This is a genomic window from Bacillus sp. BS1807G30 (assembly GCF_040047675.1).
GTDB lineage: Bacteria > Bacillota > Bacilli > Bacillales > Bacillaceae > Bacillus > Bacillus altitudinis.
Genome location: NZ_CP157353.1, coordinates 3,369,177 through 3,390,003, shown reverse-complemented (window position 1 = coordinate 3,390,003; position 20,827 = coordinate 3,369,177). Strand labels below are relative to the sequence as shown.

The 20,827-nt window shown below is 41.5% G+C and carries 27 protein-coding genes; 18 read left to right on the top strand and 9 right to left on the bottom strand.

Going from position 1 to position 20,827, the window contains the following annotated elements; all coding sequences use genetic code 11:
• The first annotated feature begins 9 nt into the window (after nt 1-9).
• The 14 genes from ABG082_RS17495 (at nt 10) to ABG082_RS17430 (ending at nt 10,843) form a co-directional block, all read left to right on the top strand.
• Nucleotides 10-888: a prephenate dehydrogenase/arogenate dehydrogenase family protein gene (locus ABG082_RS17495; RefSeq protein ID WP_348936317.1), complete on the top strand. Its 879-nt coding sequence runs from the start codon at nt 10-12 to the stop codon at nt 886-888.
• Between the two features lie 43 nt (nt 889-931).
• Nucleotides 932-2,266: a TRAP transporter large permease subunit gene (locus tag ABG082_RS17490; protein WP_050826709.1), complete on the top strand. Its 1,335-nt coding sequence runs from the start codon at nt 932-934 to the stop codon at nt 2,264-2,266.
• A 13-nt stretch (nt 2,267-2,279) separates the two neighbouring features.
• Nucleotides 2,280-2,546, top strand: a complete 267-nt coding sequence (locus ABG082_RS17485) for a hypothetical protein (RefSeq protein ID WP_017360098.1) — start codon at nt 2,280-2,282, stop codon at nt 2,544-2,546.
• Between the two features lie 174 nt (nt 2,547-2,720).
• Nucleotides 2,721-3,119: a DUF5082 family protein gene (locus ABG082_RS17480; protein WP_348936316.1), complete on the top strand. Its 399-nt coding sequence runs from the start codon at nt 2,721-2,723 to the stop codon at nt 3,117-3,119.
• Between the two features lie 4 nt (nt 3,120-3,123).
• The gene (locus ABG082_RS17475) at nt 3,124-3,402 is read left to right on the top strand and encodes a YwqI/YxiC family protein (protein ID WP_008343583.1); all 279 of its coding nucleotides are present in this window, start codon (nt 3,124-3,126) and stop codon (nt 3,400-3,402) included.
• An 11-nt stretch (nt 3,403-3,413) separates the two neighbouring features.
• Nucleotides 3,414-5,120 carry a T7SS effector LXG polymorphic toxin gene (locus tag ABG082_RS17470; protein ID WP_348936315.1) on the top strand — a complete coding sequence of 569 codons (1,707 nt, stop codon included), beginning with the start codon at nt 3,414-3,416 and terminating at the stop codon, nt 5,118-5,120.
• A 14-nt stretch (nt 5,121-5,134) separates the two neighbouring features.
• The gene (locus ABG082_RS17465) at nt 5,135-5,470 is read left to right on the top strand and encodes a hypothetical protein (RefSeq protein ID WP_073413033.1); all 336 of its coding nucleotides are present in this window, start codon (nt 5,135-5,137) and stop codon (nt 5,468-5,470) included.
• Nucleotides 5,471-5,584: 114 nt separating this feature from the next.
• Nucleotides 5,585-5,857: a hypothetical protein gene (locus ABG082_RS17460; protein WP_073413031.1), complete on the top strand. Its 273-nt coding sequence runs from the start codon at nt 5,585-5,587 to the stop codon at nt 5,855-5,857.
• Nucleotides 5,858-5,922: 65 nt separating this feature from the next.
• Nucleotides 5,923-6,198 (top strand): hypothetical protein, encoded by a 276-nt coding sequence (locus tag ABG082_RS17455; RefSeq protein ID WP_348936314.1) that lies wholly within the window; start codon nt 5,923-5,925, stop codon nt 6,196-6,198.
• A 32-nt stretch (nt 6,199-6,230) separates the two neighbouring features.
• Nucleotides 6,231-6,626, top strand: a complete 396-nt coding sequence (locus ABG082_RS17450; RefSeq protein WP_348936313.1) for an SMI1/KNR4 family protein — start codon at nt 6,231-6,233, stop codon at nt 6,624-6,626.
• Between the two features lie 236 nt (nt 6,627-6,862).
• On the top strand, nt 6,863-7,708 hold the full coding sequence (locus tag ABG082_RS17445; protein WP_348936312.1) for a biotin/lipoate A/B protein ligase family protein: 846 nt from the start codon (nt 6,863-6,865) through the stop codon (nt 7,706-7,708).
• A gap of 39 nt (nt 7,709-7,747) precedes the next feature.
• Nucleotides 7,748-8,233 carry a tetratricopeptide repeat protein gene (locus ABG082_RS17440; protein WP_348936311.1) on the top strand — a complete coding sequence of 162 codons (486 nt, stop codon included), beginning with the start codon at nt 7,748-7,750 and terminating at the stop codon, nt 8,231-8,233.
• Between the two features lie 103 nt (nt 8,234-8,336).
• Nucleotides 8,337-10,613: a glycosyltransferase gene (locus tag ABG082_RS17435; protein WP_348936310.1), complete on the top strand. Its 2,277-nt coding sequence runs from the start codon at nt 8,337-8,339 to the stop codon at nt 10,611-10,613.
• On the top strand, nt 10,610-10,843 hold the full coding sequence (locus ABG082_RS17430; RefSeq protein WP_144667651.1) for a DUF5970 family protein: 234 nt from the start codon (nt 10,610-10,612) through the stop codon (nt 10,841-10,843). The genes ABG082_RS17435 and ABG082_RS17430 overlap by 4 nt, the downstream gene beginning before the upstream one ends.
• A 35-nt stretch (nt 10,844-10,878) precedes the next feature.
• On the opposite strand, the gene ABG082_RS17425 is transcribed toward ABG082_RS17430, so the two are convergent.
• Nucleotides 10,879-11,679, bottom strand: a complete 801-nt coding sequence (locus ABG082_RS17425; RefSeq protein WP_007497717.1) for an RsfA family transcriptional regulator — start codon at nt 11,677-11,679, stop codon at nt 10,879-10,881.
• 242 nt (nt 11,680-11,921) lie between these two features.
• On the opposite strand from ABG082_RS17425, the gene ABG082_RS17420 reads away from it, so the two are divergent.
• The 3 genes from ABG082_RS17420 to ABG082_RS17410 all read left to right on the top strand — a co-directional run bounded on the left by ABG082_RS17420 (nt 11,922) and on the right by ABG082_RS17410 (nt 14,146).
• Entirely contained in the window at nt 11,922-12,143 is a 222-nt protein-coding gene (locus ABG082_RS17420; protein ID WP_003215259.1) for a DUF1450 domain-containing protein, read from the top strand.
• A 170-nt stretch (nt 12,144-12,313) separates the two neighbouring features.
• Nucleotides 12,314-13,615, top strand: a complete 1,302-nt coding sequence (locus tag ABG082_RS17415; RefSeq protein ID WP_007497716.1) for an HD domain-containing protein — start codon at nt 12,314-12,316, stop codon at nt 13,613-13,615.
• A gap of 30 nt (nt 13,616-13,645) precedes the next feature.
• Nucleotides 13,646-14,146, top strand: a complete 501-nt coding sequence (locus ABG082_RS17410; protein ID WP_348936309.1) for a YwgA family protein — start codon at nt 13,646-13,648, stop codon at nt 14,144-14,146.
• A gap of 104 nt (nt 14,147-14,250) precedes the next feature.
• Here the strand turns inward: ABG082_RS17410 and ABG082_RS17405 are convergent, their stop codons facing one another.
• From ABG082_RS17405 to ssuE, 8 genes are read right to left on the bottom strand one after another with little or no spacing between them, the layout of a single operon-like run.
• Nucleotides 14,251-14,994, bottom strand: coding sequence for an amino acid ABC transporter ATP-binding protein (locus ABG082_RS17405; protein WP_144683422.1), 744 nt, complete (start codon nt 14,992-14,994; stop codon nt 14,251-14,253).
• Nucleotides 14,991-15,701: an ABC transporter permease subunit gene (locus ABG082_RS17400; protein ID WP_008343549.1), complete on the bottom strand. Its 711-nt coding sequence runs from the start codon at nt 15,699-15,701 to the stop codon at nt 14,991-14,993. The genes ABG082_RS17405 and ABG082_RS17400 overlap by 4 nt, the downstream gene beginning before the upstream one ends.
• 16 nt (nt 15,702-15,717) lie before the next feature.
• Nucleotides 15,718-16,560, bottom strand: a complete 843-nt coding sequence (locus ABG082_RS17395; protein WP_076821293.1) for a transporter substrate-binding domain-containing protein — start codon at nt 16,558-16,560, stop codon at nt 15,718-15,720.
• Nucleotides 16,561-16,577: 17 nt separating this feature from the next.
• Nucleotides 16,578-17,339: an amino acid ABC transporter permease gene (locus tag ABG082_RS17390; protein WP_072367330.1), complete on the bottom strand. Its 762-nt coding sequence runs from the start codon at nt 17,337-17,339 to the stop codon at nt 16,578-16,580.
• 13 nt (nt 17,340-17,352) lie between these two features.
• The gene (locus tag ABG082_RS17385) at nt 17,353-17,916 is read right to left on the bottom strand and encodes a GNAT family N-acetyltransferase (RefSeq protein ID WP_008343543.1); all 564 of its coding nucleotides are present in this window, start codon (nt 17,914-17,916) and stop codon (nt 17,353-17,355) included.
• Between the two features lie 34 nt (nt 17,917-17,950).
• Nucleotides 17,951-18,205, bottom strand: coding sequence for a glutaredoxin family protein (locus ABG082_RS17380; RefSeq protein ID WP_025208152.1), 255 nt, complete (start codon nt 18,203-18,205; stop codon nt 17,951-17,953).
• A complete protein-coding gene (locus tag ABG082_RS17375; RefSeq protein WP_019743233.1) occupies nt 18,205-19,230 on the bottom strand; it encodes an LLM class flavin-dependent oxidoreductase in 1,026 nt (341 codons plus the stop codon). Before ABG082_RS17375 ends, ABG082_RS17380 begins: the two co-directional genes overlap by 1 nt.
• Complete coding sequence (ssuE, locus tag ABG082_RS17370) at nt 19,214-19,765, bottom strand: NADPH-dependent FMN reductase (RefSeq protein ID WP_317328211.1); 552 nt, start codon at nt 19,763-19,765, stop codon at nt 19,214-19,216. Before ssuE ends, ABG082_RS17375 begins: the two co-directional genes overlap by 17 nt.
• Nucleotides 19,766-19,915: 150 nt before the next feature.
• On the opposite strand from ssuE, the gene ABG082_RS17365 reads away from it, so the two are divergent.
• Nucleotides 19,916-20,800: a LysR family transcriptional regulator gene (locus tag ABG082_RS17365; RefSeq protein WP_008343536.1), complete on the top strand. Its 885-nt coding sequence runs from the start codon at nt 19,916-19,918 to the stop codon at nt 20,798-20,800.
• Nucleotides 20,801-20,827 lie beyond the last annotated feature (27 nt).

Genomic DNA, 20,827 nt, shown 5'->3' with positions numbered 1-20,827 from the left:
GAATCGGTGATGAAAATAGGCTTTATCGGATATGGTGAAGCAGCATATGAGCTGTCAACGGGATTGAAAACAGAAGGATTAAATCAATTTTATGCGTATGATGTCCTATTAAAAAATGAGAAATTAGCTGGCTCATTGAAAGAAAAAGCATCGCAAACAGGCGTTCAATTAACGAGCAGTATTAGCGAAGTCATTGAGAAATCTGATCTTGTGATTGCAGCTGTGCCAGCGAATAAAACCTTAGAAGTGGCACAATCCGTATCGGGAAGTTTGAAAAAGAATCAATTATATGTCGATGTATCGGCATCAACACCAGACATCAAAAAACAAGTAGCAAACGAAATTGAAAAGCAAGAAGCTCTATTTGTAGATGCCGCCATGCTAGGGCCTCTTCCAATCAACAAACACAAGGTTCCGATCACGGCAAGCGGCAGTGGAGTTGACCAATTCATGAAAGTGATGAATGCTTATGGCATGAATATCACAAAAATTAGTGACCAGCCAGGAGATGCTTCGGCACTAAAGCTAATCAGAAGCATTTATATGAAGGGGATTGTCGGTCTATTGATTGAATTTTTGGAAATTTCCAAAAAATATAATGTGGAACATCAAGTGATTTCTTCACTAAGCGATACAATCGATAGCAAAAATTTTGAAGAGACCATGAACCGTCTTGTGACAGGGAGTGCATTGCATGCAAAAAGACGGGCGGTTGAGCTGCTTGGCTCTATTGAAATGCTAGATGAAGCAGAGATTGATGCCAGCATGTCTCGGGCAGCACAACAGAAGCTTGAGAGATTAGCAGACTTTCACTTTGCTGAACGATTTGACGGGGTAAAACCTGCTAGCTGGGAAGAAGTCATTGACGTGATGCAGCAAGGGGAATAAATTGTAAGCGTTTTATTTTATAAAGGGGAGGCGAAGAAACGATATGGGTTTTATTGCGTTGATTGTGTTCATAGCTGTCATCATTATATGGAATGTTATGGTGAAACGGAATATGGGAGAAGCCATGCTACTAGGCTTTATTGCGACCACATTATTTGGCGGATTGGATGCGTTAAGACTTTTCTGGGATGGTTTAATATTTGCATCCACATATGAGGTGCTTTATGCAGCTGTCGCATTTGTATTCATGGCCTATTTAATCGAAAAGTTGGAATTAATTCATGCACTCTTACGAATCCTAAATTCGGTTGTAGGCAAACTTCCTGGTGGAGCGGCTTATATGAGTACGTTAGGTTCAGCAGTGTTAGGCGCTCTTTCAGGTTCAAATTCTGCAAACACAGCTGCGACTGGCTCTATCACGGCCTCTTGGATGATTAAATCCGGGTGGAGCCGGACCCATACGGCCACGATTCTAGCAGGGAATGGCGGACTTGGAGCGGCACTGCCTCCGAACTCTTCCATGTTTATCATGCTTGGGTTTGCCCCGGTTGCCGCCCTTGTATCTGAGGGAGATTTATATATTGCCCTTCTAATAGGAGGACTGTATCAAGTCGTATACCGATTTATTTTGGTGTATCTTCTGGTGAAAAAGAATAAAATTCAGGCCATGCCGCCAGATGATATTCTTCCTTTCTGGGAAGCGGTGAAACAAGGGTGGAAGTCGATCTTTATTTTTTTCGGTGCCTTGATTCCTATCATGATCACCATTGGTCCGTTTGCAAACTACTTAAAAAGTAATCCAAACATCGGACCGGAGGCAATGGATCAAATTTCTTTAATTACGTGGATTCCGATTCTCATGATATTAATTAGTCTAACAATTGGAAGAAAAAAGGCGTCTGCACTTGATTGGTCTCAGTTTTTCAAGTCGGCTATTCCTAAGTTTACAACGATCGGAGCCTTGATGCTGTTTGCGGTGGCTGCTAGTCAAGTGCTTGCAGAATTAGGGCTCGCAGATGATTTGACGCAAATCACATCAGTACTTGCCATTCCGAAATGGCTCATGGTGCTCATTGTGGGTGTTCTTGTCACACTGGTGGCAGGCCCTCTATCTTCAACAGCGACATTAACAGCAGTTGGACTTGTCTCATTTTCAGCTTTAATCTCAGTTGGAGTGGACCCAGTTGTGGCTGTAGTTGCCATTCTTGCTTTTTCATCAACTGAAGGCGCTTCCCCGCCTGCATCAGGGTCCATATTTATCGCTTCTGGTCTTGCAGGGGCCAGACCAGAAAAAACCTTTATCCCACTGATCCTCTATTATATGCTTCCGATCGTTGGCATTGGCTGGCTCATTGGAATGGAGATACTTCCCGTATAGAAAGGAGAAACAGATGAGAGTATTGATGGAATTCTTATTTAAAGTGCTGCTTGTCCTATTTCTAACGTCAGGAACGTTGTTGGTATTCGGTCAAATACTAGGAATACTCTTGCAAAAGGGAGATATGATCATTGCTAGTACAAACCTATTTAAAAACCCAACACTGGTGTTAAGTGCCTTTTTTAGCCTTGTCGGGTTTTCACTCCATTATATCCCTGAGAAGAAAGACACCTCATTTAGCGATCATCCATCAGCATCAGCAGGTGATTCGCTCAAATAAGCATGAAAAGCTGGATTCAGTTGATGAATTCAGCTTTTTTGTGCGTGTGAATTAGGTATAAAAACCCAATACATACGATTCATTTTTTAGTGAATTCGTTTTCAATCATATGCCTCTTGTGCTAGTAAATGGTAACATAACGGAGGACTATTTGAGGAATAGAGGTGTTTGACGATGTCTGGAGCTATCATCGGTTATACAACAGCCTTGTATTCGTTAAAGGCAGACATATCCATAAAAAAAGAACAAATCACAGAACTGAGCATGAGTCGAAAAGAAATAAAAGAAGCAAAGTCTGCTCTGGAAGATGCTACCAAAAAAATGACTCATCCAGATCTGACATCACATACATGGTTTGGCCATCTCGCAGATACGTTTGATGACATTCGAGACGAGATGGCATCCGCCAGTCAAGAGATAAAAAGTATACAGCTGACCAATCTAGTGAACCGAATTGATGAGAAAATCAGCGACTTAAAATCAGAGATCCATTCATTAGAACATGAAATTCATTCGGTTGAAAGAAAAATAGAGATAGAAAAGCAGAAACAACTGAAAGAAAAAAGAGGGTAGTCACATGAGCAGAGAAATTAAAATAGATGCCAGTCAGGTCAAACGAGTATTACAGCATGCAAAACAATCAGGCGCTCAAATGAATGCAACACTTCCAACAACCATCAAAGGAAGAAATCAGCTCCTGACGGCAGACACATTAGAAAAAATCAATCAGCAGCTGAACGAATTAAGTACATCCTATATAGACATTCTTCAGAAACAACTTGTACAAACAGAACAAGCGGTGAACACCATGATCGAAACGGACAAGGCGCTTGCTTCCAGCAGTAAAAGAAAATAAAGGAGAACGCAATGAAAACCCTTGATGCTTTTGCGCTAATAAACGGAATTGACCAAACGCTGAATACATTGAAGCAGCAATCACAACAGATTAGCTCCATAGAAAAACAAATCCAACAGATCATCTCACTTGATGGCGCACTAAAGGGAGAGGCAGGACAAGCCATCCGCTCCTTTTATACAGAATGCCATATTCCCTTCCTGCAATTCTTTCAGGTTGTCATTGAGGAATACAGTTCTGCGCTCAAACAAACAAAACAGGCACTTCATGCCCTTGAATCAAATCAACACGGTTTTATTTCACAAACATTCATCGAACACGAACTTGATTCAGGTTTAAAAAAAGCGGAGCGAGCGATTTCTGACATTGTTTCAGATGTGAGCCAGGCGATCGGCAGGGTCAGTCATATCGTTCACTTGCCTCATGTAGACGAGTCTGCTTTTCAACAGAACTATCAAAAAGCGTGGCTTGAGGCATCCAGAACCATTGGACTGCTCCATGCCTTTGACAGAGAACAAACAAGTGCTATGAACGAAACAACAAGTGCATTGCAAACAATGAAGCAATACATCAATACTTTAAGCACCATGTTCACTGGTCCAAAAATCGACATCACGAGCTATCAAAAAGGATCTATTTTCAAAAATGGAAAAGAAGAAAAAATAAGCAGCACCATCAGTGGATTGAATGACAAAATAGACAACACGAAAGAAAACCCGATGATGATCATGCTGAAGAAGCTGAGAGAGAAACAACAGGCGAATGTGGAGACGGTTGTTCGGGACGAATCTCATAAAAACATTAATCAACAAGTCACAGCAAACGATCCATCACTTACGACATTGCAAAGGGAAGCTGTGAACGGGAAAAACAAGATTCATAGAGACATCAGGGTCATAAATGGTAAACTATACAACGTCAAAGGCATTAAAAAATTAAAAGAATTCGATATAGCAGATGAAGTCGTCACCGACTCATCCGATATTGATTTTATTGGCGGCCGATACACCGTTTACGCCAATAAACAAATCATCCGAACGTATATCGCAAACGGTGAAGTTAGAATAGAAGAAGTAGACAAAATCCCAGAAAGCCGGAGCCGAGGCAATGCGAAACGCATATTAGACGGTGAAGTTGTCTCAACAACCGAAAACATCATCCTAGAATACAGCGGAATCTATGACGGTTATCGAGCCGTCACCGGCAAAGACCCAGAAACCAGCCGAAACATCAGCAGCACAGACCAAGCTTTATCCGCAGCCTCTATCATCCCAATCACGAAAATAGTGAAGGTTGGGAAATATGTTTTTAGGTTGGAGCAAGGGAAGAATGTGAAGAGGGTTAAAACACCTGCTTACGGTAAACAATCCGTACCTAAAGGACCTTACCGTGAAGTAAATGGTTTCCCTGCAAAAGTAAAATCAGGAGCTCAAGAAAAACATATTCCGGAAACACCAAATTACAAGCAAGAAGTAGCAAACGGAAAAAAGAAAAGCATTTTTTACGGAGATAATAAAAAGGCACAAGAATTGCTTGATAAATACGCTGGTAGAGGGGAATTCCTAAAAAACGGGAGAGAAGTTATAGATTTTGGTCAAAAGATAGGAAAGACTTATGATATGAAAACTCAACAATATATAGAGACTACTAGAGGCACAATACATTATTCAAAAGATGGTGCTCATATCGTACCTTCAAAACCATTAGAATTAAATTAAAAAGGTGGATACTTATGGAATATAACCCTTTAATAAAAACATTAGATGATTACGGCGGGGAAGAGCTGATATTAGAGTGGGGTAACGGATTAAAGATCATAGGGAAACCAGACACACTTTACGAAACTGATAATGGGTTAGAGGATGATGATATCAATTACGTTGAATATTATGCCGTTGCTTTTAGAGTAGAGAACATCATATCGTCTCCAAATAAAGAAAGCAGAGTGTATGATTGGTTGATAGGAGAAGAAAGGTCTTTAGTAGAAATATCCCTTTATGATGATCCACCTAATGCAGTGTATTTAGCAAACGGTCAAAAGTTATGGGAATTATCCCTTGAAGAATAAAAACAATAGGTGTAATAAGAGCCCTCTGTAAGAGGGTCTTTTGTATATTCGAAATATAACGATTCGAGCATCGGCTTTGTTTTTGTTCCAAAAAGCTGTAAATAGGAGAACAAAATGAACAAAAAACAAGAACTAACGAAACAAATCCAAACGGTCATCAACATCCTAGAAAAAGAATATTCGCAAGAGATCCATCAAGGTGTACTTGAATTAATATATAGAAGATACAAGAATGCCCAAAGAATCATGCAAGCCAATGATGATCTCCAAAAGATCTTTATCATTGGCGGAGTTAGGGCTTACTTGGATAGTCATAATGATTATCTAAATCCATTTTTAGATGAGTTACATAAAGCGGAAAGTCTACTAAAAGAATTGTTGTATTGATTATATAGTGATAGGTAGAAGTCTTTATATTAGAAAGCGATACAAAAACACAGAAAGGAATTCGTATGAATCAGAAAAAACACATCAACAAAAAAACAGTCAATTGGCTATTAAGCATCAGTGTTCTTCTCGTCATTGGGACAGCTTTTATGAGAGGGGTTTATGTCCCACATGCCGGTTCGGATTATCGAGGTTTTCCCATTGATTGGCTAGTCCTGCATTCAAATTATGGTGTTGAATTTCTATTTTTAGGTTTTATACTCGATGTCATCATTTTCTATTTTCTATTAAAGGTGCTCCTGCGGGTGTATAAAATGATTATGACAAAATCAGCTGAATAAACGCTAGTTCAACCTTTTAGGAGGCTTTCAAAATGATTCATTTTTCTCAGATTCCCAACCTGGTCATAAACAAACCAGCAAGTGATATACATATCAAAGAGGCAGAATCCCAGCTAAACATGCTGCTACCCCATGCTTATAAGACCTTGCTAAAACAGACAAATGGATGTTCCGTCGAAGGCGATGTTCTACTATACGGAACTGAGGACATAGTGGAACGCAATAAAACATGGGAAGTCCATCATTATGCAAGCGGCTATGTAGCCATTGGTGACGATGGCGGCGGGCGGGTATTTCTTATGCGGCAGGCAGAAGAGGAGAAAAAAGTGTGGATCGTCGATGTTGGTGTGATGGACCCTCAGCATGCGGAATTGGTGGCTGAAGACTTGTTAAGCTGGGTAAGTCACGGCTGTTTCATAGAAGTTTAGTCTATTAAGGAGATGATCGATTTGCCGTGGAACACATTGATCGCTGCGTGCCTCGTGGTTGGGGTTCCTGTCATTTTAATTACAGCTGTTTATTTCATCGCGAAAAGGAAGAACAAGAAAACCAAAGCATCCAGTTGAAAAGCTCTGTGACGTTCCTTGTCATAGAGCTTTTTTCTCTCTCATTCTCCCTCCATGTTATAATAAACACAGTTTATGAACGAGAGGATATGCAGGACATGAAAAATGAACCTATTGAGTTACTGACACAGCCGACATGGCGAATCATAGATCAATCGAGCCTTGGACTCTATGTAGATCCAAAGCAATCTTTTGCGATGGATGATACGCTTTGTGCGTCGGTCGGGAAAGGACTCTCGCCAGCGACAGCGCGTTCTTGGGTGCACCACAATACGATCGTTCTTGGGATTCAGGATACAAGACTTCCATTTCTCCAAGATGGTGTAAAGCTTCTTGAGGAAGAGGGATATCGCGTCATTGTGCGCAATTCAGGCGGTCTTGCTGTTGTGCTGGATGAAGGCGTACTGAATGTGTCTTTAATCTTTGCGGAACAAAAGAAGGGCATTGATATTGACCGAGGATATGATGCGATGGTGGAATTGATCCGCCGGATGCTGTCGATGTATGAGGTGGACATTGAAGCCTATGAAATTGTCGGCTCTTACTGTCCAGGTAGCTACGATTTGAGCATCAATGGAAAGAAATTTGCCGGCATTTCTCAGCGTAGATTACGCGGAGGGGTCGCTGTGCAAATCTATTTGTGTGCAGATGGAAGCGGCCGGGAACGAGCTGATTTGATTCGCCGTTTTTATGAGGCGGCCTTAAAGGATAAACGGCATGAGGTGAAAGCGGTATTCCCTGATATACAGCCTGATACGATGGCATCCCTATCAGAATTAACTGGAAAACCCATTGACTGTGCGTTTCTCATGCGTCTTTTACTAGAAGAACTTCAAAAGCTGAGCGAGCAACTGACCGCTTCAGGGTTGACCACCGAGGAACAGCTGGAGTTTGAGAAAAACATGACGCGGATGATTGAGCGGAATGAGAAAGTGTTCTCGTAAACATATCTTTCCAGCCATCTTAACAATAGGGGTGATGTAATGGAAACGAAACTTCTGAAAGCGATGGAACTTCGAGAAAATGGACATCTTCAAGAATCCAATGACATGCTCATCCGTCTTGTAGAAGAGTATCCAGATCATGCCTCCATTCACTATCAATGTGCTTGGAGCTATGATGTGTTAGGGAAGGAAAAACAAGCTGTCTTTTTTTATGAGAGGGCGCTTGAGCTAGGTTTGTCTTCAGAAGAAAGAGAAGATGCTTTCTTAGGATTAGGAAGTACATACAGAACCTTAGGGGAATATGAAAAGTCAAAACAGATATTCCTCCATGCGATGGAAGCTTATCCGCATAATAAAGCCATTCAAACGTTTTATGCCATGACTTTGTATAATTTAAATGAACATAGCAAAGCAATGGAAATATTACTGAACTGTTTAACTGAGACGACAAACGATCCTGCTATTTTGAGTTATCGAAAGGCCATTGACTTTTATTCAAATCAGTTAGATCGATTGTGGAAATGATTTATATAGAAATGGAGGGGCAATGTAATGGAAGAATCCCCTCCTTTGCTATGACATTTTATATGTGATAGTCCTCTATGACATAAGAAAGAAGGAAAATGTTTTGTCATTCATCACCACGTATTACCCGCTGTTTATGCTTTGTATTTTGTCTTTGTTGTATATGATATATCGTATCCAGCCAATGGCCTCTACTGTGAAAAAAATCATCATTGTGCTTTGTGTGTTAACAAATGCTGCCTATATTTGCTGGCGTCTCTTCTTTACATTGCCGCATGAAGGTACTTTTAATATTGTCATGGGCATTTTGCTTGTTGCCTGTGAATGCATTGGATTTATCCAGCTGCTTGTGTTTTATACACTTGTTTGGAAGCCTTCAAATCGGAAACAAGTCATGATTAGTGATCTTGAAAGGCTGCCAACAGTTGATATTTTCATAGCTACATATAATGAACCGATTGAGGTGCTGAAACGCACTGTTGCAGGTTGTTTGAATCTCTCTTATCCGAAGGAAAGCGTTCAAATTTATTTATGTGATGATGGCAATAGGGAAGCTGTAGAGCAGCTTGCTTCTGAGTTTGGTGTCCATTATCTGACAAGAACAGATAACAGATTTGCTAAGGCAGGTAATTTAAATCATGCGATGTCTCAAACGGATGGAGAGCTGATTCTGACACTTGATGCAGATATGGTCCCTCTTCCTTCATTTTTAGAAAAAACAGTGCCCTATTTTCATGATGGAGCAACTGCGTTTGTTCAAGTTCCACAGGCGTTTTATAACGAAGATCCTTTCCAATATAATATGTTCTCGAAAGATCGAATTCCAAATGAGCAGGACTTCTTCATGCAAACTCTCCAAGCTGGTAAGGATCGGTTTAATGCCGTCATGTATGTTGGGAGTAATACGGTATTTAGAAGAACGGCATTAGATGAAATTGGCGGATTTGCTACTGGAGTGATTACAGAAGACATGGCAACAGGAATGCTTCTCCAGGGGAAATTCAAATCTGTGTCTGTCGGAGAAGTATTAGCCGTCGGTCTGGCACCTGAAAGCTGGCTTGATCTGTTAAAGCAGAGAGATCGCTGGTCGAGAGGGAACATTCAGTGTGCCCGTAAGTTTAATCCTTTGAAGGTGCGCGGCTTAACGCTGATGCAGCGTGTTCTTTATTTAGATGGCATTGTGTATTGGTTTAACGGTTTGTTTAAAATGATTTACATTCTCACACCGATTTTGTTTTTATTGTTTGGTATTCAAAGTTTCTGGGCAGATTTCCAGTCCGTTTTCATGTTTTGGCTGCCGGCGTTCTTTAGCTCGTATTTAGCATTTAAACTTGTGTCGAATCAAAAAAGAAGTATGTTTTGGAGTCATATTTATGAAAGTTCAATGGCATTCCACTTAGCTGGTGTGGCACTCAGTGAACTGTTCTTGAAAAAACGGGTTGAATTTCTGGTGACACCGAAGGGAATTCAAACGGACAAAAGGCATTTTCATTTGAAAACGATGATTCCCCATCTGATCTTCTTGCTGCTCTCATTGCTTGCCCTTGTGAAAATAGGTTACGATGTGAAGGTAAATGGGACGATGAACGCTGATCTCATGTTGATTAATATTTTTTGGGTGCTTTATAACGGTGCAGGTCTATCCATGGCACTGCTAGTGGCGTTTGATCGACCGCGTTACCGGAAATCAGAGCGATTTGTCATTGAAAAAGAGGGGCATCTGCGTTCTGATCATCAAGATCAGTCGATTGTTTGTTTTCTACTAGATATGAGTGATTCAGGTGCGCGTCTATCCATTCCATTGGACCAAGCGTCTTCTCTTTATCAAGGACAAACGCAATTATTCTTTTCAGAGGATGAAAGTGTGGCGTGTGATGTGGTTTGGAGTTATCCAGAGGGAGACAAGCTGATGGTTGGTGTTGCTTTTACTGACACCAAAAAATCAGAGTATTTATCACTGATCCGTTTCTTATTCACACGAGAGCATGTAGCGGTGACGGATCGTGAGAAAAAATCTCATGCTGTTCGCACGTTTCTCCGCTTTTTAAGAGAAACGGAGAAGGTACCAAAGGCTCTGCGTCGCAAATGGATGAGAAGGCCTTTGCAAGGTGTGACAGGTACGATCGCCTATGAGGACCGACTAGCAGAGAAGATGCCGGTGATCATACATGATATCAGTTTATCTGGGTGCAAAATTGAGTTTGAAGATTCAATTGAATTAGATGGGAAAGTGCTGATCACCATTGACACAGAATCTCTAACGGATCAGCCGGCGATTGCGATTTGGACATCACAAAAGCGAGGTCGTACAATGATTGGACTCAAGTTTGTTCAGCCTGAAATCAAGCAGATAGAAGAAAGAGAGGGAGTGGTTTCTTGAAATCTAAAAATGGCAGTTACCTCTATTTACTATGGCTTCCTGTCATCATAGGAGCCGGTTACGGCATTTCGCTTTTCGTGCCGTTTCTTCAGCCTGTACTGACGCTTGGTATCGCAGGGCTTTATATTTTTATCTTTGGTGATTTTCAGGTGAGGCAAGTTAGGTATATTTTTATGTTCGTCTTCTTGATCAATGTCCTTTTTAGCGTGATGCTATTTTTGGATATTTAAAAAAGTGCTTCCCGCAGGTGGGGAGCACTTTTTGGTTATTCAGCCATTTTTTCAAGGTTGCCGTTCCGGTCCATTTTAAAGGTTGGTGCGGCACTGTCATCCTCTTCAAACAAAACTAGTTTTCTTGCACGGTTCATGATTTTGACGAGTGTTTCATAATCTTCTTGAATGGTGAGCTGATCCTTTTCAAGCTTTTTCACTTCAGCTTCTAGTTGAGACACTTTATGTGAAAGTTCGTTGTTTTCTCGTTTTAACCGGCTGTTTTCCATCCGTAAGGCAGATGATTGCTGTCCATCGCCTTCATAGCGGCGTAAGAAATCAATGATATCTTCAATGGTTAACTCTTGGCGCTGCCCAAATGGATTGGCTTCTGGCTTTTTCTCTGTCACTTGAGAAGCCTGTGACAATAAATGTGATAAACTAGCTAACTCTTCATTGTAGCTTTGATCCACAAACTGAAGCTGTTCGGCTGTTTCGGCTGCAGGTGCAAACGTTTCTTCTTGCGCAGGTTCCAGTTCTTGAGAGAACTCTTCCTGTGTGATCGTTTCTTCAACTTGCGGCTGATAGAGCAAACGTTTTTTTGCAGGCTGCCCATTGCCGAGTGCACGCATGCGTTGTTTACGCTGTTTTTTGGCAAGTGCCAATGCTTTTTCATATTGATGCCTTACGACAGCATTCCATCTAAATCCGCATGCCGCTGAGGTACGGTTTAGCTTGTCTCCAACTTCTTCAAATGCGTTCAGTTGTGTACTGCCCTCTCTGACGTGACGTAAGACGGTTTCTGCCAGAAGGAGATCATTTTCCTCTGACCAAGCATCTTGTCTTTGTTTTGACATGTGTTTAAACCCCCATAAGATTTGATGGTATTAGATTAGCCAAGTTGAAGAAGGTTTATACAAGTTTGCTAAAAGGATAGTGGAAAATACTAGCTTTTATGTGAATACGTCTCTGTGCTTACAATGCGTCTTGCAACTCCAGTCGCTTCGATGTACAATGTTGGGTGGTATATTATTCACTCTTAGTTGTCCAACTGTTTCATATAGAATGAAGTTTCATCATTGAAAGGAAGCGTAAGAACATGGCTAATGAGTTTCGCGTATGTGACGATTGTGATGCGACGAACCTAAAAACGTTATTGCCTCGACTTAAATCGGTTGACCCTGATGCAAAAATTGAGATTGGCTGTCAATCGTATTGCGGTCCAGGACGAAAAAAGGCTTTTGCGTTTGTGAACAATCGCCCATTATCCGCACCAACAGAAGATGAGTTACTCGAAAAGGTTCAAAAAAAAGTCAAATAAATGTCACTGAATGTGTTCAGTCGACCTAAAAAGAGGTCCGTCCCTGTCAGGTCGGGCTTTTTACGTCCGTTCAATCTATGAGAACACATTCGCCAGCAAATTCAAGGATGTTTTCGGGAAAAGTTACCCGATATAATAGAAACACGTCTTAAAAAAAGAGGGACGAAACGATGGCGTATCCAAAAGGGAAATTATCCGAAGAAAAGGTATTTAAAGATCCTGTGCACCGCTATGTTCACGTACGGGATGCATTGATATGGGATTTAATCGGAACTAGAGAGTTCCAGCGCCTTAGACGAATTAAACAGCTAGGCACGACTTATTTAACGTTTCATGGGGCAGAACACAGCCGATTTAATCATTCACTCGGTGTATACGAGATTGTCAGACGAATTGTGGATGATGTGTTTAAAGGAAGACCCGAATGGGATGAAGGGGAGCGTGAGCTTGTACTGAGTGCCGCCCTGCTTCATGACCTTGGACATGGTCCGTTTTCTCATTCCTTTGAAAAGGTCTTTCATTTAGATCATGAATCGTTTACAAGAGATATCATTTTAGGGCAGACGGAAGTAAATGAAGTGCTGCGCCGGGTCAGTGACGATTTTCCAAAGCATGTAGCAGAAGTCATTGCCAAAACGTATCAAAACAAACAGGTGGTCAGTTTGATTTCAAGTCAAATTGATGCCGACCGAATGGATTACTTGCAGCGTGATGCTTACTATACAGGCGTCAGCTATGGTCACTTTGATATGGAACGTATTTTACGCGTGATGCGTCCAAGAGAAGATCAGATTGTGATGAAACAGAGCGGGATGCATGCCGTAGAGGATTATATTATGAGCCGCTATCAAATGTACTGGCAAGTGTATTTCCACCCAGTGACCCGCAGCGCGGAGGTCATTTTAACAAAAATCCTCCATCGTGCAAAAGAGCTGCATGAAACTGGCTACATTTTTACACATGCCCCGGTTCATTTTTATTCAATTTTTGAAGGAAATGTCACCACAGAGGACTATATTAAGCTGGATGAATCCATTGTCTTATTTTATTTTCAGGCGTGGGAAGATGAAGAAGATCACGTGCTGGCTGATTTGTGCCGCCGTTTTATGAACCGCCGTTTATTCCAATATACAGAGTTTAATCCTAACGAAGAAATGACGAAATATTTCAAGCTGACTGCTTTGTTCAAAGAAGCAGGAATTGATCCTGACTATTATTTAGTGGTCGATTCTTCCTCTGATTTGCCTTATGACTTTTATAGACCGGGCGAAGAAGAAGAGCGGCTGCCGATCCACCTTTTGACGCAAAGTGGTCATATTAAAGAACTGTCGAGACAGTCAGATATTGTTGACGCCATTTCCGGTAAACGAAGAACCGATCATAAACTTTATTTCCCGATGGACTTAATTGTAGATATGTCGGAAAAAGCTGAAGAAAAGAAGGCGATCATGAAGCTGCTTGGATTGGGATAAGGAAGTACTGAAAAAGGAGATGTCGGGAATTTGTTGAAAGAGCATGCAAAGTTGATGAAGGTGTTCTCTGAATCTGGGGAAATCGTTGGACGGAAGAAGCTGCAAAAAATGATTTACATAGCAAAAAAGCTAGATTTGCCTTTTTACGAGAAATACGATTTTCATTTTTATGGCCCCTATTCAGAGGAGTTGACGCTCAGAATTGAAGAGCTGTGCAACCTTGGATTCTTGGACGAAATGAAGGAAAAAAAGGGCGGATACTATCAATATCGTTATTCGCTGACGGACAATGGGAAAGAGTTTCTCGATCAGTGTGAAGTGTACATGCCTGACCTCAAAGTGCTGACGCAGCAGATGAATGAGCAATCGTCTCGTTTTCTAGAGCTTGTCTCAACGATTTTATACTTTGATGATCTGCCAAAAGATGAGGTAAAGGAAAAGGTCTTCACCATTAAAAGCAAGCAGCGCTATACGGACGAAGAATTTGAGGCAGCCCTTGCGTATATTGATCAGTTGAAGGAATTGAACTAACGACAAGAACCAGTTTGTGATAGCCAATGGCTAGAACAGACTGGTTTTTATTTTGCACGCATATAGAAACAGAAACAAGTCGACCTCATGGATCGACTTGTTTTTTAGGAATGATGATAAGAAAATCTTGCTAAAAATTGTTTCGTCCGTTCTTCTTTCGTCTGTTCAAAGACTTCTTCTGGTGTGCCTGATTCGACAATCACACCATCTTCCATGAAAATGACCCTGTCGGCAATATCATAGGCAAAGCTCATCTCATGCGTGACGATGATCATGGTGACGCCTGTTTGTGCCACTTGTTTAATGACGTCAAGTGTTTCACCTACAAGCTCGGGATCTAAAGCGGAGGTCGGTTCATCAAACAAAATGACCTCCGGATTCAATGCAAGTGCTCTTGCAATGCCTACTCGCTGCTGCTGTCCGCCAGATAATTGATGCGGATAGGCATCTTTTTTCTCTAGTAACCCTACTTTTGTGAGCAAATGGAGGGCTGTGTCATAGGCTTGGTCTTTCGGTTGTTTACGGGCAATGACTAAGCCTTCCATGACATTCTCAAGTGCTGTCTTATGAATAAACAGGTCGTATTGCTGAAAGACCATGGCTGTTTTTCTGCGAATTGCTAGAATGTCTTTCGGTTTTGCTTGATTGAAAGTGACAGTGGTCTGATCAATGCTGATTTCACCTTGATCCGCACGCTCAAGAAAATTTAAGCATCTGAGAAATGTTGATTTCCCAGAGCCGCTCGGACCTAAAATGACAACGACTTCGCCTTTTTCCACCGTTAAATCAATTCCCTTTAGAATCTGGTTTTGACCGAATGCTTTATGCACTTGTTTGATGTGAATCATGCGAACCGCCCCCTTTTACTTTTGTGTACATATTTCTCATATCCAGCAGTGATGGCTTCAATAGAGGCACACAAAGCCCAGTAAATAAGGGCAACAGCAATGTATGCTTCAAGATAACGGTAATTCACATTGGCTTTGATTAAAGCGCCGTTTAAAATATCGACCACAGACACCATAGAGACGAGAGAAGAGGCTTTGATTAAACTGATGAGCATGTTGTTCAGTAAAGGAAGAGAGATGGGAAAGACTTGTGGAATGATCACTCTTCGCAACACCTGCCTGCCTGTGAAACCAACGGATAGAGCGGCATCAAATTGACCCTTTGGGATGGACGCAAGAGAGCTTCGAAATATCTCTGATAACCCGCTGACGGCATATAAAGAAAGGGCGAAAATGGCAATCCATCGTCTATCTAAATCGCTAAAACGGATGGGCAGCGAAAGAGATGCAGCCAATTGATCGAGCGAATCGGAAAAAATAAGATAAGATACGAGCAAGATTAATACAACAGGAATGGCTTTAAAAATCGCCACAAACCATTTGAACAATGGAGACAATACAGGCACTTGATAAAAACGGATAAGGGCAATACCAAAGCCAAAGATGGAGCCGAATACTAGCGGAAGAAAGCCTAATAGCAGCGTCGTTGGCAAATAATGAAGTGCGGCTACAAAGGCCTGAAACATAAAAGCAACGTCAAAATCCACTCAGATCGCTCCTTTCTTATGATGTAGTAAAGTCTCCGCCCAATATTTTTTTAGACAATTCAGCGAGCTTGCCGTTATCAATCAGTTTTTGCAGGGCTTGATCAATGTCCTTTTGAAGTTTCGTATTGTTTTTTTGGTATAAATAATACGTTTTAGATACGTTTACAGGCTTTCCGGATGTCACAAGATGAGCATTGAACTGTTTGTTTAGCTTATTGACGTCATACTTTGTGAGTAAGGCAGCATCGACCGTGCCATTCTGCAGGTTTTTGACTAAAATTTCGTTCCCGCCATCCCCGTAGACAATGTCAATTTTCCGATCATGCTTTGCGTTATATTGCTCTAGAAGATAAGCGAAATTACTTCCTGTAGAGGTGTGCACTTTGTGTCCGGCTAAATCGTCCAGGCTTTGAAAGTCATGACCGGATGCTTTATTCACCACCACATAGCTTGTATAATCTGTGTAGCCAACTTTTCCAAATAGATATTTCTTCTGACGCTCGTCATTGATTTCATATTGGTGTGCAGCGAGATCAACTTTACCGGCATCTAAAGCAGGCAGAATATTTTTAAACTCAAAGGATTCATATTTAAACTTATATTGTGGCAGCAGCTGATCCACTTCATCTAATACAGCCTTCTCGTAGCCTGTTAATTTGCCGTTTTCATCTAAGTAAACGAAGGGCTGATAGGCGTTCCCTGTCCCAATGACGATTTCTTTTGCATCTGGGTCATTATTGTTTGCTTCTGCTTTGACTTCATCCGATTGCTCATTATTTCCGCAGGCGGCAAGGAGCAATGAACCAAGTAGAAGCAGACCGATGATGTAATTATTACTGAATATTCTATTATTTTTCATGTAAATTCCTCCCCAGTTTATTTTGCACGTTTTTCTACAGTGAAGGCCGCTTCGGCTCTTTTTAAGGGAAGCAATGCCGTCTGTCGCTGTTTTTTTGTTTTCGGTGTATTGATCCGTTTTTCCAATAGGTCAAATGATTTTTCTAACACCATACTTAAAATGATAAATATAACGGCAGCAATAAAGTATCCTTCTAATACGCGATAGTATAAAGCCCCTAATGTTTGAACCTTTCCGATCATGTCCATCACACCTAATGTAAAGGCGAGGGAGGTATTTTGTAATAAGTTGATAATGGCCACGCCGATATTAGGAAGGGCGATTCTCCCTGCCTGAGGAATAAGCGTTCTTCTATAAATCTGCCATTTCGTCAGTCCAATCGAGGCGGCCGCTTCATATTGAGATGCTGGGACACTCGATAGGGCAGATCGGAATATTTCTGAAAAATACCCAGCTGTATTGAGTCCATATGTAATATACAGAAAGATCAATTTGTTCCACATGGAGATATCAAGCCCAATTGTTGCAAGCACACCAGGCAGGCCATAAAACACAATAAACATTTGAACAAGGATAGGTGTTCCGCGAATAAATGAGACATAAATTGCACTGAGCTGATGCAGGATGGGAATACGCTCAATTCGAAAATAAGCAAGAATGAATCCAAGAAAACTGCCAATCAAAGTGGCAAATAAAACGATTAGTAAGGTTGTTGGAAGGGCTGACAATACTTTAGGGAAGAGTGTGACGACATACTCCCATTTGAAAAACTCCCCCATGTTGAATCACCTCCTATGTTGAAGTCGTTTGGACTTTTTCTTCTGAGGGCGGTGCGCCTAATATGGCGGCATCGAACCGTTCAGGGATGAGGACTTTATACATTAATACACCTAAGTCGCCATTATCGGCTTCACGTTCAATATATGCTGTATAGCCCTTTCGTTCGTACATCTCTAGAAGCCAGGGGTGTTTCCGGCCAGAAGTGCCTAGTGTGTATGCTGGTGCTTTAAATGTCTGCCGGAGCAAGGTGTTTTCTACATAATCGAGCAGCTTATTTCCAATCCCTTGACCGGCTAAATCAGGAGCTGTGGCAAACCACCAAACAAATGGATAGCCTGAAACTGGTTGAGTGCTCTCCCATGGAAAACGTATAGTGATGGTTGATATGAGCCGCCCGTCTCGTTCTAACACAACAGCAACGGATTGTTTGATGTTTTCTGTGACCATTTCAAGTGTGGCGTTCGTGGATGGCCAATCAATGCCCATTTCTCCAAGCGGTTTAAATGCACTGGACAGCAATTCTAGAAAAGCCGGTGCATCTTCTTCGGTAGCGATGCGAAAAATATCTCGACTCATGACAAACCTCCAATCAAAAGGGTAGTGTGTAATGTCAGCTCAACGCTTTTCGTAAAGTATCGATATCTGGATTCAGCAATGCTTGATACACGTGGGGATCACGGCTGATTTCTACTACTGGCACGTAACGGACGCCGTATTTTTCTTCTAAAATATTTCTGTAATGATCATGCTCTGTTACATCAATGGTTGAATAAGTAATGTGCTGTTCGTTGAAATAGGACTGAATGTCCTGACAAAAGCTGCATCCATTTTTGCTCCATAAAATGATTTTTTGATTATTTGACATTAGACGCTCACCTCTTGGTTTATTTGTTTTTTTGCTGTTAGTTCATGATCAAATGCTTCTTTTAATAATGTGATAGACGCTATTCTTGCCTCAATGTCTACAATCGGAGATAGCACAATGAACTCGTTGATCTCATATGTCTCGGCTAGTTCAGTCAGCCGGTGATGAACGGTTTCTTTTGTGCCAGCGGTATAACCGGTTTTTTGAACGTGAATGTTGTAGTGTTCCTTGTTTGTTCCTTTCACCAGCTTTTCTGCATCTTCTAGTGACGTCACATTAAGCTTTCTTCCATCGGAAAAGGAGACCTTTACTGTTTCCTTTTGCTTGATGTACGAGAGGGCTTGTTCGTGGTCTTCTGCTACAGATACGGTGATGGCGAGAAGAAATTGCTGGTGCGTGTTCTGTGTCTTGAATTTTTGAAAAGTCTCTCTTGCTTCTTTTAATAATGCGTCATCCCCGTTAATAAAATAGGCAAACACAAAGGATATCCCAAGTTTTGCTGCGAATTCCGCGCTCTCAATACTGCCGCCTAGAAGGAACATGTCGGGTGATACGCTAGGAATTGGCTGAGCATTTAATTCATTTGCTTGTTCAGTAAGATACGTTTTGAGATCCACTAATTTTTGAGAAAAGTCTTTCCGTGACGCTTGATAATCTTCCTGAAGCGCTTGTGTCGAGAGGTTCAACCCTCCCGGTGCTTTCCCAACGCCTAAATCGACTCTGCCAGGCGCTAGTGATGCCAGTACATGAAATGTTTCAGCCACCTTAAACGGGCTGTAATGCTGAAGCATGACACCGCCAGACCCAATTCGCAAATGGTTCGTTTTTGCTAAAAGATAACCAGCGAGGGCTTCAGGGGATGATCCTGCCACTTGAGAATTATTGTGATGTTCAGACACCCAAAACCTGTGATAACCAAGCTGATCTGCTGCTTCAGCCAATCTGACAGTATGCTGAATACCCGTCTCTGCTTTCTCGTTTTCACTGACGAGGCTTTGATCAAGAATACTAAGGGTGAGCGACATTGGCTGTTCCTCCTATTAGACTTTGATATTGAGATAGTGCGAGGTTTAATCTGTTTGTGGCATCTGGATCAAGCACATAGCTATCTGAATCCTGCTTTGAGACCTGTTGATCGACAACATACACGCCAGATTGAACGACGGTTGCACCGAGTTGATGAATGATCGGTTTAAGTGCATATTCAATGACGAGCAAATGTCCGTATGTTCCTCCTAAAACACAGGGGAGAACGGGTTTCCCTTGTAACGCTTTCTGGGGGAGTAGATCTAAAAAAGTTTTTAAAATACCGGAAAAAGACGCTTTGTAGACAGGTGTTAACACAATGACACCGTCGCTCTCATTCACAAGCTCAATGGCTTTCACAATGTCTTCGTTTGAAAAATCTGCTCCTATTAAGGCGCCGCTAGGAAGCTGGTGGACTTGAATGACATGAACATCAATCCCATGTAACGCCAAACGATGATGGATATGTTGCAGGACACCGGTTAACCGAGATTGGACGGAATGCCCGCCTGCTATAATCGTTACTTTTGCCAATTCGTCTCCTCCATTTCTGATAATTCCTTCTAAACAACTTGGAATAGTTGATAATATAAATTATAATAAGGCAAACCAATAGAAAAGTATAATTAGTAATCATAAATACACGATTCAGATATTTAAAATATAGGGAGAAGAGGGGTTTTCATGGAGATTCGAGCGATACGCACCTTTGCCACGATCGTGAAATACGGAAATTTTTTAAAAGCAGCAGAAGCGCTGAATTATTCTCAGCCAACCATCACTTTGCACATCAAACATTTAGAAGAGGAAATTGGAGAGAAGCTTCTAGAAAGAGGGAAGACCTTAAAGTTAACAGCATCAGGACAGCTTTTTTATGAAAGAGCCAATTCTTTACTCAATGAATATGAGAAATTGACGAAAACACTCCAAGATTTAGAAGTGGGCATTGCGGGGTTCATTCGCATCGGTGTTTCTGAGCCTACAGCCAGCTTAGAATTTCCTGCACTTATTGCAGAATTCAAGGAAAGGTTTCCTAATGTAGAATTTTCTGTGCAAGTAGCGGATGCGAATACGTTGAGTTCCTTACTTTCTCATGATGAGATTGATTTTGCGATTTGCGGAGCACCAGAAGCTTCGATGGAGAATAGCTATAAGCCTCTTTTTCAAGATGATATCGTGCTGCTCGTCCCGTCTTCCCATCGATTAGCGGAAAAAGGGGTAGTGGAGGTGACAGATTTAAAGGATGAGACCATTTTATTCACGCCACACAATTGCCCCATCCGTATTCAAATTGAACAACAAATCGTCGATGTCATTGGGACCAATTACAATAAGTTAGAGATTACGAGCAGCATGTCCCATAAACATTATGTTCAGGCTGGATTAGGTGTCTCTCTTTTTACACGAACTGCTCATTCCTTTACCCTTCCAGGCACCAAGGTATTAGAAATAAAGGGCATTCATGTTTCCCCGCCAGTTGGTCTATTGAGGAAAACAAATGATTCGCCAGGAAGAGCCGTACTTCAATTCATTGATCTCATCGAAAATCGACTTCATCAACCAACATGAAAAGAGGGGTAGCCTTTGAGCGAACCC

Coding starts and splice junctions, on each gene's coding strand:
- ABG082_RS17495 (WP_348936317.1), top strand. CDS start 10: ATGAAAATAGGCTTTATCGGATATGGTGAAGCAGCATATGAGCTGTCA.
- ABG082_RS17490 (WP_050826709.1), top strand. CDS start 932: ATGGGTTTTATTGCGTTGATTGTGTTCATAGCTGTCATCATTATATGG.
- ABG082_RS17485 (WP_017360098.1), top strand. CDS start 2,280: ATGAGAGTATTGATGGAATTCTTATTTAAAGTGCTGCTTGTCCTATTT.
- ABG082_RS17480 (WP_348936316.1), top strand. CDS start 2,721: ATGTCTGGAGCTATCATCGGTTATACAACAGCCTTGTATTCGTTAAAG.
- ABG082_RS17475 (WP_008343583.1), top strand. CDS start 3,124: ATGAGCAGAGAAATTAAAATAGATGCCAGTCAGGTCAAACGAGTATTA.
- ABG082_RS17470 (WP_348936315.1), top strand. CDS start 3,414: ATGAAAACCCTTGATGCTTTTGCGCTAATAAACGGAATTGACCAAACG.
- ABG082_RS17465 (WP_073413033.1), top strand. CDS start 5,135: ATGGAATATAACCCTTTAATAAAAACATTAGATGATTACGGCGGGGAA.
- ABG082_RS17460 (WP_073413031.1), top strand. CDS start 5,585: ATGAACAAAAAACAAGAACTAACGAAACAAATCCAAACGGTCATCAAC.
- ABG082_RS17455 (WP_348936314.1), top strand. CDS start 5,923: ATGAATCAGAAAAAACACATCAACAAAAAAACAGTCAATTGGCTATTA.
- ABG082_RS17450 (WP_348936313.1), top strand. CDS start 6,231: ATGATTCATTTTTCTCAGATTCCCAACCTGGTCATAAACAAACCAGCA.
- ABG082_RS17445 (WP_348936312.1), top strand. CDS start 6,863: ATGAAAAATGAACCTATTGAGTTACTGACACAGCCGACATGGCGAATC.
- ABG082_RS17440 (WP_348936311.1), top strand. CDS start 7,748: ATGGAAACGAAACTTCTGAAAGCGATGGAACTTCGAGAAAATGGACAT.
- ABG082_RS17425 (WP_007497717.1), bottom strand. CDS start 11,679: ATGTCAAAACAAAGACAAGATGCTTGGTCAGAGGAAAATGATCTCCTT.
- ABG082_RS17420 (WP_003215259.1), top strand. CDS start 11,922: ATGGCTAATGAGTTTCGCGTATGTGACGATTGTGATGCGACGAACCTA.
- ABG082_RS17415 (WP_007497716.1), top strand. CDS start 12,314: ATGGCGTATCCAAAAGGGAAATTATCCGAAGAAAAGGTATTTAAAGAT.
- ABG082_RS17405 (WP_144683422.1), bottom strand. CDS start 14,994: ATGATTCACATCAAACAAGTGCATAAAGCATTCGGTCAAAACCAGATT.
- ABG082_RS17395 (WP_076821293.1), bottom strand. CDS start 16,560: ATGAAAAATAATAGAATATTCAGTAATAATTACATCATCGGTCTGCTT.
- ABG082_RS17390 (WP_072367330.1), bottom strand. CDS start 17,339: ATGGGGGAGTTTTTCAAATGGGAGTATGTCGTCACACTCTTCCCTAAA.
- ABG082_RS17385 (WP_008343543.1), bottom strand. CDS start 17,916: ATGAGTCGAGATATTTTTCGCATCGCTACCGAAGAAGATGCACCGGCT.
- ABG082_RS17380 (WP_025208152.1), bottom strand. CDS start 18,205: ATGTCAAATAATCAAAAAATCATTTTATGGAGCAAAAATGGATGCAGC.
- ABG082_RS17375 (WP_019743233.1), bottom strand. CDS start 19,230: ATGTCGCTCACCCTTAGTATTCTTGATCAAAGCCTCGTCAGTGAAAAC.
- ABG082_RS17365 (WP_008343536.1), top strand. CDS start 19,916: ATGGAGATTCGAGCGATACGCACCTTTGCCACGATCGTGAAATACGGA.